At 44.3% G+C, this 12648-nt stretch carries 12 protein-coding genes; 5 read left to right on the forward strand and 7 right to left on the reverse strand.

Annotated elements, in window-relative coordinates; all coding sequences use genetic code 11:
* Positions 1-37: 37 nt before the first annotated feature.
* Positions 38-1105 (reverse strand): M24 family metallopeptidase, encoded by a 1068-nt coding sequence (locus tag HMPREF2686_RS07005; RefSeq protein WP_049474083.1) that lies wholly within the window; start codon positions 1103-1105, stop codon positions 38-40.
* Positions 1102-3927, reverse strand: coding sequence for an excinuclease ABC subunit UvrA (gene uvrA, locus HMPREF2686_RS07010; RefSeq protein ID WP_070449916.1), 2826 nt, complete (start codon positions 3925-3927; stop codon positions 1102-1104). The genes HMPREF2686_RS07005 and uvrA overlap by 4 nt, the downstream gene beginning before the upstream one ends.
* Positions 3928-4048: 121 nt before the next feature.
* On the opposite strand from uvrA, the gene HMPREF2686_RS07015 reads away from it, so the two are divergent.
* Positions 4049-4993 carry a magnesium transporter CorA family protein gene (locus HMPREF2686_RS07015; protein ID WP_031576884.1) on the forward strand — a complete coding sequence of 315 codons (945 nt, stop codon included), beginning with the start codon at positions 4049-4051 and terminating at the stop codon, positions 4991-4993.
* Positions 4994-5021: 28 nt separating this feature from the next.
* On the forward strand, positions 5022-5699 hold the full coding sequence (locus HMPREF2686_RS07020; RefSeq protein WP_045759821.1) for a DUF1129 domain-containing protein: 678 nt from the start codon (positions 5022-5024) through the stop codon (positions 5697-5699).
* Positions 5700-5733: 34 nt separating this feature from the next.
* On the opposite strand, the gene HMPREF2686_RS07025 is transcribed toward HMPREF2686_RS07020, so the two are convergent.
* From HMPREF2686_RS07025 to rpsF, 4 genes are all read right to left on the reverse strand, one after another.
* Positions 5734-6255 (reverse strand): GNAT family N-acetyltransferase, encoded by a 522-nt coding sequence (locus HMPREF2686_RS07025; protein WP_023919016.1) that lies wholly within the window; start codon positions 6253-6255, stop codon positions 5734-5736.
* Positions 6256-6511: 256 nt separating this feature from the next.
* Positions 6512-6751, reverse strand: coding sequence for a 30S ribosomal protein S18 (rpsR, locus tag HMPREF2686_RS07030; RefSeq protein WP_000068664.1), 240 nt, complete (start codon positions 6749-6751; stop codon positions 6512-6514).
* 41 nt (positions 6752-6792) lie between these two features.
* Complete coding sequence (locus HMPREF2686_RS07035) at positions 6793-7290, reverse strand: single-stranded DNA-binding protein (protein ID WP_003008622.1); 498 nt, start codon at positions 7288-7290, stop codon at positions 6793-6795.
* A gap of 20 nt (positions 7291-7310) precedes the next feature.
* Positions 7311-7601 carry a 30S ribosomal protein S6 gene (rpsF, locus tag HMPREF2686_RS07040; protein ID WP_003005040.1) on the reverse strand — a complete coding sequence of 97 codons (291 nt, stop codon included), beginning with the start codon at positions 7599-7601 and terminating at the stop codon, positions 7311-7313.
* A 314-nt stretch (positions 7602-7915) separates the two neighbouring features.
* Here rpsF and HMPREF2686_RS07045 point away from each other — a divergent pair, with 314 nt between their 5' ends.
* From HMPREF2686_RS07045 to HMPREF2686_RS07055, 3 genes are read left to right on the forward strand one after another with little or no spacing between them, the layout of a single operon-like run.
* Positions 7916-8968 carry a bifunctional glycosyltransferase family 2/GtrA family protein gene (locus tag HMPREF2686_RS07045; protein WP_049474086.1) on the forward strand — a complete coding sequence of 351 codons (1053 nt, stop codon included), beginning with the start codon at positions 7916-7918 and terminating at the stop codon, positions 8966-8968.
* Positions 8955-9857, forward strand: coding sequence for a phosphodiester glycosidase family protein (locus tag HMPREF2686_RS07050; RefSeq protein WP_070449919.1), 903 nt, complete (start codon positions 8955-8957; stop codon positions 9855-9857). The genes HMPREF2686_RS07045 and HMPREF2686_RS07050 overlap by 14 nt, the downstream gene beginning before the upstream one ends.
* Complete coding sequence (locus HMPREF2686_RS07055) at positions 9838-10245, forward strand: hypothetical protein (RefSeq protein WP_049488565.1); 408 nt, start codon at positions 9838-9840, stop codon at positions 10243-10245. Before HMPREF2686_RS07050 ends, HMPREF2686_RS07055 begins: the two co-directional genes overlap by 20 nt.
* A gap of 66 nt (positions 10246-10311) precedes the next feature.
* Here the strand turns inward: HMPREF2686_RS07055 and HMPREF2686_RS07060 are convergent, their stop codons facing one another.
* Complete coding sequence (locus HMPREF2686_RS07060) at positions 10312-12414, reverse strand: surface-anchored 5'-nucleotidase (RefSeq protein WP_070449922.1); 2103 nt, start codon at positions 12412-12414, stop codon at positions 10312-10314.
* Between the last annotated feature and the right edge of the window lie 234 nt (positions 12415-12648).

The raw sequence follows: 12648 nt of genomic DNA on the forward strand, positions 1-12648 counted from the left end.
TGTTTGTTACACAGGGGTTAAGAAAATACTGTCTATTTTATAGGACAATCAATTCTTTAGGAGCAAGAGTCAAGACTTCACAGCCAGTTTCTGTAATCAAGAGGTCATCTTCGATCCGCACGCCAGAGAGACCTTCGATATAAATACCTGGCTCATCTGTTAAGACCATACCTGCTTGAATCGCTTCTTTAGACGTTTGGCTGAAGTATGGTTCTTCGTGGATATCTAGCCCAATTCCATGACCGATTCCATGAGTAAAGTATTGACCATAGCCGGCTGCCTCGATCACATCACGTGGGATTTTATCAAAATCACGGAAGCCAAGTCCATCTTTAGCAGCATCAATCAAGGCTTGATTGGCTTTCAAAACGGTTTCGTAAATCTCTCTTTCCTTGTCGCTGACATGTCCTGCATAGATTGTCCGTGTCATATCGCTAACATAGTGATTATACAAGCAACCAAAATCAAGGGTCAAGGCATCTCCTGCTGAAATGACCCGATCACTTGGAGTCGCATGAGGCATGGCAGAGCGTTCACCAGCTGCTGAGATGATATCAAAAGATACACCAGAAGCTCCCAACTCCCGCATTCTAAAATCGAGGAAAGTTGCTGCTTCCAACTCTGTCGTTTTCCCTACCTTGATATAGTCTAAAATATCATGGAAGGCTTGGTCAGAGATGCTACAAGCTTTTTTAATGGCCGCAATCTCCGTTTCATCTTTAATCAAGCGCAATTCCATCACAAAGTTCGCTAGGGATTGAAGGCTGATGCCACTGAAAACAGAAGCCATGCGGACATGGTAGGCTACCGTCACTTCGTCCTCAAAACCAAGTTCTTTGATTTCAAGGTCCTTAACGATCTCTGCAGCTGCAGTCAACTCATCACGGGTTTCCACAATCTCTACAAAGGGGAAACAAGTCGCATGGGCATGGATGGTATAGCGCGAATCTGTAAAGAGTACCACACGTTCTTCTGTCACCAAAGCAGTCCCGTTTGAACCCCAGAAATTAGTCAAATAATAAACGTTTTTCAAATTGTTAATCAACACCGCTTTGAGGTTTTGGGCTTTCATTTTGTTTCTTAAGTTGCTGATCCGTTGATTCATTGTAATTTTCCTTTCAAATATTGTCCTGTGTAGCTAGCAGGATTTGCTGCTACTTCTTCTGGTGTTCCGGTCGCAATAATGGTTCCGCCACCGACACCGCCTTCGGGTCCTAAATCGATGATATGGTCTGCTGTCTTAATGACATCCAAATTGTGCTCAATCACAAGGACCGTATTGCCATCATCCACAAACCGCTCTAAGACTTTGATCAAGCGAGAAATGTCTTCGGTATGGAGTCCGGTCGTTGGTTCATCCAAGATATAGAAGGATTTTCCTGTAGAGCGCTTGTGCAATTCAGAAGCCAACTTCATCCGCTGCGCTTCCCCACCTGAAAGGGTGGTCGCTGGTTGCCCCAGCGTTACATAGCCCAAGCCCACATCCTGGATGGTCTTGAGTTTGCGTTCAATTTTTGGAATGTGCTTGAAGAATTCAACTGCCTTGTTGACCGTCATATCCAGCACTTCTGCGATATTTTTTTCCTTGTAGTGGACTTCGAGAGTCTCACTATTGTAACGACGTCCATGGCAGACTTCACAAGGAACGAAGACATCTGGCAAGAAGTGCATTTCAATCTTGATGATCCCATCTCCTGAGCAGGCTTCACAACGCCCGCCCTTGACATTGAAACTAAAGCGGCCTTTTTTATAGCCCCGAATTTTGGCTTCATTGGTCTGAGCAAAGAGATCGCGAATGTCATCGAAGACGCCTGTATAAGTCGCTGGATTAGAACGAGGAGTCCGACCAATCGGGCTTTGATCAATGTCGATCAAGCGATCGATGTGCTCAATCCCCTGAATCGTCTTGTATTTTCCTGGTTTTTCCGAATTTCGGTTGAGCTTTTGAGCGATGGCTTTTTTCAAGATGCCATTGATCAAGGTCGATTTTCCAGAACCGGAAACTCCAGTGACTGCGATGAATTTGCCCAGAGGAAAACGAGCTATGATGTCTTGTAAGTTGTTCTCACTGGCCCCTGTAATTTCAATAGAACGGCCATTCCCCGAACGGCGTTCTGTTGGAACCGGAATCTTACGCTTGCCAGACAAATATTGACCGGTGATGGATTTACTGTTGCGCGCCACCTGTTTTGGGGTTCCAGCCGCAACGATCTCTCCACCAAAGACACCGGCACCTGGGCCGACGTCGATCAGGTAGTCGGCCTCTCTCATGGTATCTTCATCATGTTCGACGACGATCAAAGTATTGCCCAAGTCGCGCATCTTCTTAAGACTGGCAATCAGGCGGTCATTGTCCCTTTGATGGAGGCCTATAGACGGCTCATCCAAGATATAAAGGACACCAGAGAGGTTGGAACCGATCTGGGTTGCCAAACGAATGCGCTGACTTTCCCCACCTGATAAGGTCCCAGCTGATCGCGACAAGGTCAAGTAATTGAGGCCAACATTATTTAAGAAGGTCAAGCGATCTTTAATCTCTTTTAGGATCGGTCTTGCAATCGTAGCTTCATTGTCCGTTAAAACCAACTGATCCACAGCTTTTAAGTGGTCCGCAATTGATAGATCTGACACTTCCCCGATATGCATCCCCTTTTCTCCTCCGACACGAACAGAGAGAGCTTGGTCATTGAGACGGTAGCCATGGCAGGTCGCACAGGTCAATTCGTTCATATAAGAGCGCATTTGGTTGCGGGTGAAATCACTATTGGTCTCACGGAAACGACGGTGAATGTTGTTTACGACCCCTTCAAAAGGAATCTCGATATCCCGAACCCCACCAAACTCATTTTCATAGTGAAAGTGGAATTCCTTGCCATTTGAACCATAGAGAACCAAGTCCTTTTCTTCTTGAGAGAGATCTGAGAAAGGCTGATCCATATCAATACCAAAATGGATCATGGCCTGCTCCAACATCTGAGGATAGTAGTTAGAAGAGATCGGATTCCAAGGAGCAAGAGCTCCTTCGCGAAGGCTTAAGCGATCATCTGGCACCACCAAATCCAAGTCCACCTCTAGCTTAATACCCAGCCCATCACAGTCTGGACAAGATCCAAAAGGCGCATTGAAAGAAAAGAGACGGGGCTCTAATTCAGGAACGGTAAAGCCACAGACTGGACAAGCATAATGCTCCGAAAAGAGCAGTTCCTTTCCATCCATGGTATCAATCACCACATAACCGTCCGCTATCCGAAGGGCTGCCTCAATCGAATCAAAGAGACGCGAGCGGATGCCCTCTTTGATCACGATTCGGTCCACCACCACTTCAATCGTGTGCTGTTTGCTTTTAGACAGTTCTGGAACCTCTGTCACATCATAGATCTCACCGTCAACTCGAACCCGAACATAGCCGTCTTTTTGGACTTTTTCAATGATATTCTTGTGCTGGCCTTTTTTCTTGCGGATAATGGGAGCTAGAATTTGCAGGCGTTGGCGCTCTGGTAATTCCAAGACTTGATCGACAATTTGCTCAACCGAAGAAGCGGTAATAGCCCCATGTCCATTGATACAATAAGGCGTCCCTACACGCGCATAGAGCAGGCGCAGGTAGTCATTGATCTCTGTTGCCGTCCCCACTGTAGAACGTGGGTTTTTACTGGTCGTTTTTTGGTCGATGGAAATGGCTGGACTCAAGCCGTCAATAGAGTCGACATCTGGTTTTTCCATATTTCCCAAGAATTGCCGAGCATAGGCCGATAAGCTCTCCACATAGCGGCGCTGACCTTCTGCATAGAGAGTATCAAAGGCCAGACTGGACTTTCCAGAACCAGACAAACCCGTCACCACGACTAATTTGTCCCGTGGAATTTCCACGTCTATATTTTTTAAATTATGGGCGCGTGCCCCATGAATGACAATTTTATCTTGCATATTCTTACTCTAATCACCTTTTTGTTAACCTCCATTATAACAAATTTTTTAGTATTCTTTTATCCAAAACTGTCCTTTTTCTGATATAATGTTAAGGTGTAAAAAAACAAGGGGAGGCACCATGAAACAGGTCTTTTTATCGACAACGACTGAATTTAAAGAAATAGAGACGCTGGAACCCGGTAGCTGGATCAACCTTGTGAACCCTTCCCAAAGTGAATCGATGGAAATCGCCTCTGCTTTTAATATCGATATTGCAGACTTACGGGCACCACTCGATGCGGAAGAAATGTCCCGTATGACCATCGAAGATGAGTATACCTTGATCATCGTCGACGTTCCCATCAAGGAAGAGCGGAACAATCAGACCTACTACGTGACGATTCCTCTAGGGATTATCCTAACAGAAGAGGCTATTATCACGACTTGCTTGGAGAAATTGCCGCTTCTAGATATCTTTATCAACCGACGCTTGCGGAATTTCTATACCTTTATGCGGTCACGCTTTATCTTTCAGATCCTCTACCGTAACGCCGAACTCTACTTGTCAGCGCTTCGTACCTTGGATCGCAAAAGCGAGCAGATTGAAAGTCAATTGCACAAATCAACGCGTAATGAAGAGCTGATTGAGTTGATGGAGTTGGAAAAAACCATCGTCTACTTTAAGGCCTCTCTGAAAACCAATGAGCGCGTGATCAAGAAATTGACCAGTGCCACTAGCAACATCAAGAAATACCTAGAAGACGAGGATCTGTTGGAAGATACCTTGATCGAAACCCAGCAGGCCATCGAGATGGCAGATATTTATGGAAATATCCTGCACTCCATGACCGATACCTTCGCATCGATCATCTCCAACAACCAGAATAACATCATGAAGACCTTGGCCATGGTGACCATCGTCATGTCCATCCCAACCATGATTTTCTCTGCCTATGGGATGAACTTCAAAGACAATGAATTACCGCTCAATGGAGAACCAAACGCCTTCTGGCTCATCATTTTCATCGCTTTTGCCCTGACCGGGTCTCTCGTCGTCTACCTCATCCATAAAAAATGGTTCTAACACCTACTAATAACACTAAGGAGTATTTATGTCTCAATTTGATTTGAATCAACTCAGCAAGAAAAACCAAGAATTTATCCGCATCGCCAAACACCAATTGCTTGAAAACGGGAAATCAGAGGAAGAAGCAGAAAGCCTCATCCAAGAAATCCTTCCAGCTATCCATGAAAACCAAGGAAAAGGGATTCCGGCACGGACTCTTTTTGGAGCTCCAACTGTTTGGGCGAATTCTTTCAGCGAGAAAGAACGCTATGAAAAAGAGCATCCGAAATTAAACGATGCTCCCTCTCTTATGATTTTGGATTCCTTCCTCTTTATCTTTGGTGTTTTTGCTGCGATTAGCGCCTTTATGAACTTGGTCGCACCGCGTCGTACTGGCTATGGGTTGATCACCTTGATTCTTGGAAGTTTGACAGGGGCCCTGCTCTTGTATCTCATGTACTACTTCTTCTATCAGTATATGGATGGCACCAAAGATCGCAGCGAGCGTCCCTCTCTTTGGAAATCCATGCCGATTCTTGTTGGAGTCATGTTCCTTTGGGTCATTGTCTTGTCCTTTACTTCCCTACTCCCACAGGTTCTCAACCCAACTATTCCAGATGTCCTTGCCATCGTTTTAGGAGCTTTAGCACTTGTCCTTCGCTTCTACCTCAAGAAACGCTTTAATATTAAAAGTTCGAGCACAGCACCCGCAACTCGTCGCTAAAAAGAAACGGATGAAGTTTTCATCCGTTTTTGTTTTACTGTATTTCCCTGTTCAATCTTTTTGAAAAATAGAGGACTAAGTCATCATTGTTTTCACAAGAACTGTAAGGGGCTAAGGGGTGATCACTAAACCAAACCCCAGATCCATCTGGGATATAGCCCCGTTTGACATACAGTCTTTGAGCTGGGCCATAACCCGAGTGTAAACCAACCCCTAAAGTAACAATCTCTGATAGTAGCCGGACTCTTTTTTCTGCCTCCTCTAAGAGTTGATTCCCAATCCCTCGATTTCTAAATGGTTCAAAAACATTAAAATCAGATAGTTCAGGATAGACTCCCACGAAAGGGCCGTGCTTGGCAGCAGGCAATATAGTGATATAGCCTGCCACAAATCCATCCGACTCAGCTACTAATACGTCCCTCTCTCTATTCTCCTGCTCTTGAAAATAGCTAGTCAAGATATCCTCTCTACCTGGCCACCCTTGGTGGATAAAGGCTTGAGAGATGTGCTCAATATCTGCCTTTATCATCCTCCTGATGATTACACCTTCCTTCATGTTGCGCTCCTTGATACCTTTCTCCCCATCATTATAGCATAATTAGAGCTTGGGAAAGGTCAAAGAGCTTCACACGGACCTAACTCACTATCATATTTCTATGCTCGCAAAAAAGATCCAAAAGGGTCTGAAAAAGAGGTCCACTGGAGCTCAACTCGCTCTTACATTTCTAGGCTCGTGAAAAAAGATCCGTTAGGGTCTTAATTCGCTCTCTTGTCTTCAAGCTCATGAAAAAAAGACCCTAACGGGTCTTTTTTTAATCTTCGTTTACGAAAGGCATCAAAGCCATTACGCGAGCGCGTTTGATAGCTGTTGTTACTTTACGTTGGTTCTTCGCTGAAGTTCCAGTTACACGACGAGGAAGGATTTTCCCACGTTCTGAAACGAAACGGCTAAGAAGCTCAGTATCTTTGTAATCGACATATTCGATTTTGTTTGCTGCGATGTAATCAACTTTTTTACGGCGTTTGAATCCGCCACGACGTTGTTGAGCCATGTTTAATTCTCCTTTATAGTTTTAATTCGTTAAACCCATTCTTAAAATGGAAGATCGTCGTCTGAGATATCCATTGGATTCGCTCCAAATGGATTTTCTTCACGACCAAAGTTTGGCGCTGCATTGCTTGGTTCAGATCCACCAAAGCTTGGGGTTGCATTTCCAGCAAAACCACCGTTGCCTGATGAATAGCCACCACCTGCATGCCCTTCGCGTGCTGCACGGCTTTCCAATAGTTGGAAGCTGTCTGCTACGACTTCAGTGACATAAACACGTTGACCTTGCTGGTTTTCGTAATTACGTGTTTGAATGCGACCGGTAATCCCAATCAAAGCACCTTTCTTAGCCCAGTTGGCTAAGTTTTCTGCTTGCTGACGCCAGATCACACAGTTGATGAAATCGGCTTCGCGCTCTCCATTTTGACTCTTGAAGTTGCGGTTGACAGCTAGGCTGAAAGTAGCAACTGCTTGATTGCTTGGAGTGTAGCGAAGTTCAGCATCACGGGTCATACGACCGACAAGTACAACATTGTTAATCATAAGTCACCTCTGATGATTTCTTACGCGTCAACTTTTACGATCATGTGACGAAGAATGTCACCGTTGATTTTTGAAAGACGGTCGAACTCGTTAAGAGCTACAGCGTCGTTCGCTTCAACGTTTACGATATGGTAAAGTCCTTCACGGAAATCTTGGATTTCGTATGCAAGACGACGTTTTTCCCAATCTTTTGATTCAACAACAGTTGCACCGTTGTCAGTCAAGATAGAATCGAAACGTGCTACCAAAGCGTTTTTAGCTTCTTCTTCAATGTTTGGACGAATAATATAAAGAATTTCGTATTTAGCCATTGATAATGTTCCTCCTTTTGGACTAATGACCCCAAGTCTTTGCAAGGGGTAAGTGAGGTTTACTCACAAGAAACTATTATACCAGACTTTTGGAACAAAGGCAAGAATTATCTTTAGGATTTAAAAAATGATTTTTGACGTTCCCTTCGAGAAAAAAGAAAGAAATGTCCTAAAAAATGACATTTTAATGACATTTTATAGAAGAAACCCCTCCCCTTCTTTCTCCTCTTTCCTTAAAGAAAACTGATATCAGTTAGCTTTAAGCTTGAGTCTATATACTAGCTTCAACAAATCTCAAGAAACGAGGAACGATTATGAATTATCTTATCATCCCCGCCTATCAACCGGATCTGAATCTTGTCAAACTGGTTCGCTTGGTCCACGCTAAGAGCGATCTCCACATCATCGTGGTCGACGATGGGAGTGACGCTGACAAGAAAGCGATTTTTGACAAATTAGAGGGTCTTGCGACAGTTCTGACCCATGAGCACAACCAAGGAAAAGGGCAAGCACTCAAGACTGCTTATGCCTACATCCTAGAAAGAGGCACCTATGGAAGCATTGTTACAGCTGATGCAGACGGTCAGCACAAAATTTGGGATATTTTCAGGGTTGTTAACCAATCTCAAGAGCATCCTGGAACACTTATTCTAGGAGCACGCGCCTTTTCTGGAAAAGTTCCTTTACGTTCTGCTTTCGGGAATAAATTGACTCGCTTCTTGTTTAAACAACAAACGGGAGTGGCAGTCAGCGATACTCAGACTGGCTTACGGGCCTTCACTACAAATATGTTACCTTTCATGCTTGAGGTTGACGGACAGCGTTATGAATATGAGATGAATGTTCTCCTTGCAGCAAGCAAGTCCTTCCCCATTCTAGAAGTTCCGATTGAAACAGTCTACATCAATGACAATGAAGGTTCCCACTTCCGACCTATCCGAGATGGCCTCATGATCTACAAGGACATGTTTAAGTTTGCCCTCTCCTCTCTGAGTAGTTTTATCGTTGACTATCTGGTCTACGCTTTCTTCCTTTTCGTGATGATGGCTGTGCCCATTAGTCTTCGCATTCTCCTAGCGAACGGGATCGCTCGTGTGACGAGTTCTATTTTTAACTACTCGACTAACAAGCACCTGGTCTTTAAGAATAAAGACAGCGTCGCTAAAACAGGAAGTGGCTACTTTGGTCTAGCCCTCGGCCTCTTTATTCTCGATACGCTCTTGATTCGACTCTTCTATACTGCTTTCGGGCTCAATCTCCTGATCAGTAAAATTGTCGTTGGCTTCCTCCTCTTTCTGGTCTCATGGGTGATCCAGAAAAAAGTAATCTTCAAAGAAAGGACAGCTCCCCACCATGAAATTCTTTAAAAAATCCTATACCTATGCTGCCTGCTTTGGCCTTCTTTTGACCAGTAGTTTTAGCTACTCGATGCTCAAGACCTTTGTCTTATCCGATGCCATCCAAACCGTAAAAGCTACTACTACGGACACTAAGGCAGCCAAAAAAGCAGCTGCTTCAGCTACAACGACTGATACTAGCTATTCAGATGACAATATCCAGGTGAGCCTAACAGAAAAAACGATTGAAAATACCCAGGTTTACATTGCAGATATCACAGTCAGCTCGGCAGATTATCTCAAAACAGCCTTTGCACAAAACACCTACGGGACAAATGTAACGGCTAAGACTTCCGTCACTGCAGCTGAGAACAATGCTATTCTAGCCGTCAATGGAGACTACTACGGAGCTAATAGCACCGGCTATGTCATCCGAAACGGAGTGGTCTACCGCGATACCGTTCGGGAAGATTCAAGCAATGGTGACCTAGCCATTTACAAGGATGGATCCTTCAAAATTATCTATGAAGATGAGATCTCTGCGGATCAATTGGTCAAAGACGGGGTCGTCAATCTCCTCGCTTTCGGTCCTTCCTTAGTTGAAAATGGGGAAATAACTGTCGATACCAACTCAGAGGTCGGGCAATCTATGGCGTCAAATCCACGGACAGCGATTGGGATCATCGATGAAAACCACTACATTATCGTCGTGTCAGACGGACGGACTTCAGAGAGTGAAGGGCTTTCTCTCTACCAATTAGCGGAAGTGATGAAATCGTATGGCGTCAAAACAGCCTACAACCTGGATGGGGGTGGATCTTCTACCCTTTACTTCAATGGTCAAGTTATTAACAAACCAACAACAAATGGTACTATCTCAGAAAGGGTGGTGAGTGACATTGTCTATATCGGTTACTAATCCTATTAAACAACGGTTGAAAAAAACGATTCTCTGGTATATTCTGATTTCAGCTTTCTTCTTTGTCGGAAGTCGCATCTATGAACATTTTAGTTTTGGCGAAACCTCTGCCTTCATGCACTACCTCTTCTTGATTCCTTTGATCGGTGGTGCCCTACTAGTGCTTCTACAGTTGATGGTGAAAGGCTTCTCTCGCCTGAGCCTCAATCTTTGGAATTCAGGAGTGGCTACCCTCACAGCCGGGGCCCTCTACCGAGGGATTGTCAACCTCTCTGGTCGATCTACTACAATGGATCAACCCTATTATTACCTTGGAGTTGCCTTTCTAGCACTAGCTCTGATCAGCCTCTTCTTTGTCCGCAGTGTCTGGGTGGAGAGAACAGCCTAAGACATCAAAAACGTCCGTTTCTTTCTAGAACGGACGTTTTTTAGGGTCAGTTAACGGATGAACGACTTAGCCTTCACGTTTTTTGCTAGCTACAAAGCCTGCTAAAGCTAGTGAGGTCATGCCAAAGAGGCTAAGGACTGTCGAAGCCAATTCTTCTTGACCTGTTTTTGGAAGACCTGTTGCTGGTGTAGCAGCTACTTCTGTTTGTCCACCCGTATGATAAGTGACAGCAACTGGTTTGTTTGTTGCCACTTCTTTTGTTTCGCTTGTAGCTGGTTGAGCTGGAGTTACTGGGGTTTCTGATTGACGACTTGGAGTAACAGGAGACACTGGAGCCACAGGATGGACTGGATTTACAGGACTTACTGGATCAACTGGCGCTGGCTGTGGTTGTGGAGTTGGTTGAGGTTGTGGTTCTGGAGTTGGTGTTTCTTCTTCCACTTTTTCCACAAAGGTCTTATTGCCCAAGATTGAAGCAGACAACTTCTTCCCTGCCTTATTCACATCTTCGATGTATTGGATAAAGACTTCAGTATCTGGATTAATCGCACCGATCAATTTTGTATCGCGGAAGACTGAGAAGCCATCTCCGCCACCATACAAGAAGTCGTTGATAATCGCCTTGTAGGTCTTGTTGCGATCAATTTCAGTTCCATCTGCCTTGTAAGCTTTCACAACCTTATATGGATTTTCTTCCGTTGCATCAGCTGGTTTCGTATAGGTGTACTTGATCCCTGCCATTTGCAAGAAGTAAAGCTCTTTCTCATCATATTGTTGGCCCAAAGCTTTGTAGATTTGGTCCCCAGTGATTTCTACTACTTGGAGGATATTTCCAAATGGTTGTACTGCTTGAGCTGCACCCCAAGTTACTGTTCCGTCTGGTTTCACCACGAGGTCTGCACGGATTCCTCCATTGTTGGTGAAGGCAAAGTCAACATCTGGATAACCTGATTTTTTGGCAATATCTAGTTGCGCTGCTGTGACCAAATCTCCAACAGCACTTTCTTTTTGTGCATTCAATTCACGGGTAATATTTTCAGCCTTGTCTGCTGTACCGATTTTTGCTTCTGTTACTTTTTTAACCGTCGCATTGGCATCATCGATGATCGCTTGAACCTTGGCATCTTTTGCTTTGCCTTTAGATGGATCTACTGCAATAATTTTAGCAGTTGGAGCTTTAACAAAGTCAGCTGTATCTGTATCTAGGACTCCACGGACATCCGAGTAGGCTTTCCCTTGAGACGTACCTTGAACGATCAAGGTATTTCCAACCATCCCGTTTGTATATTGGTGGTTGTGGCCTGCAAAGACGATATCCACTGAGTTTTCAGGATAGATTTGGTTTAATTTTTTGATCATTTCTGCAGCCGGACCTTCTGCTACACCATTCTTACTAGTGGCAGCAACGTGGGCCAAGACAGCAATCGCATGAACCCCTTGGTCATTTAATTCACGCGCATATTTAGCAATCGATTCTGCTTCATCCAAAACACGGTATTGTTCATGATTTTTGCGCAAGACAAGATTTGGGAATTCTGTCGTAACAACCCCGATAAATCCGACCTTAACTGTCTTGTCATTGGCTGGGATTTCTTTGATGGTATAAGGTTTCCAGTCAAATGGGATTTTGTTGGTATCCTTGTCGACCAAGTTGGCAATCACGACTTCTTGTTTAGAAGCTTCATGAGGATATTCATCGACGATCTTATTGAATTGACCAGGTGTTGGGGCTTCTCCCTTCATGATCCGGTTGAATTCACCAAGTCCTTCGTCAAACTCGTGATTTCCAAGGGTTCCGTATTCAAAGTTCATTTCATTGAAGACTTTTACAGTTGGTTCATCTTGAAGGAGGGCAGAGTTGGCTGGACTAGCGCCGACCATATCTCCCGCTTGCACACGGATGCTGGCATTAGGCGTTCCGGCATTCTCCGTTTCAAAGTCTTTTTGCGAATCGTTCAAATAGGTTGCCAAAAGTGGGGCTGTTCCTGCGTTTTTCACAGTTTCGCCTTCTAAACGAGCTGTCCCTGTTTGTTCCAAGGCACCGTGAAAGTCATTAACGCCCATGAACTGTACGGGCAATTCGTCTGCAAAAACGCTATTGATCGCAAAAACACTAAGACCCGCAGCGACCGCTAGGATACTGCTTTTCAAGATAATTTTTTTCTTCATAGAATACTCCATTTTCTAATGTAGAACACTTCTCCAAAAAGGAGAACGCAGAACAGTTGATTGCTGAAATCAGCTCTTCCATTTTACTATTTTTTCGGTCTTACTTCAATATTTTCCTAGAAACTCTTACATTTTTCTTAGAAAACGCTTGATTTCCGAACATCTATTCTCATCCTCTTCCTTTTGTTACTTGCTGTTCATCACAAAAGAGGCTGGGACAAAAGTCCTAGCCTC

It is taken from the genome of Streptococcus sp. HMSC057G03 (assembly GCF_001808745.1).
Taxonomy (GTDB): Bacteria; Bacillota; Bacilli; order Lactobacillales; family Streptococcaceae; genus Streptococcus; species Streptococcus parasanguinis_Z.